A 378-nucleotide genomic window follows, 5' to 3' on the forward strand; every position below is an offset into this window, starting at 1 on the left:
GGCGCTACCCAAAGACGTGCTTGAAGCACTGGAAAGATATGGAGAAACCGCTTCAGGCGTGGTCTATGTGGGCCCCCTCTTGGCCTTTGTGAAAGCCAACCTGCTGCTGGGGCTGCGCCCGGAAGAGTGGTTCGATGCCGCAGCCTTCTCATATCTAGCCTCGCCCAAGACAAGGAGTAAGGCCTGCTTAGGCATACGGGTGCGCAACAGCAAGGCTACGCATGGGCGCGCGAACGGCACACATCGTGAAATCCTCCTGCATTCGATCAGCGCGAACGACCTGGCGACGATCCTACATTTCCTGGAATTGATCGAAATGCACCGCATGAAGCAGGGCAGGGCCACTCAAGAAGAGCTGGCCAAGAGCTTTTTCGGCCC

1 protein-coding gene is annotated in these 378 nt (G+C 57.7%); it reads left to right on the forward strand.

The window, feature by feature from the left end:
* A partial coding sequence (locus ACR6JA_RS23385) for a hypothetical protein (RefSeq protein WP_494599941.1) occupies nucleotides 1-378 on the forward strand: 378 nt, incomplete at both ends.

The organism is Cedecea sp. B1(4) (assembly GCF_059414925.1).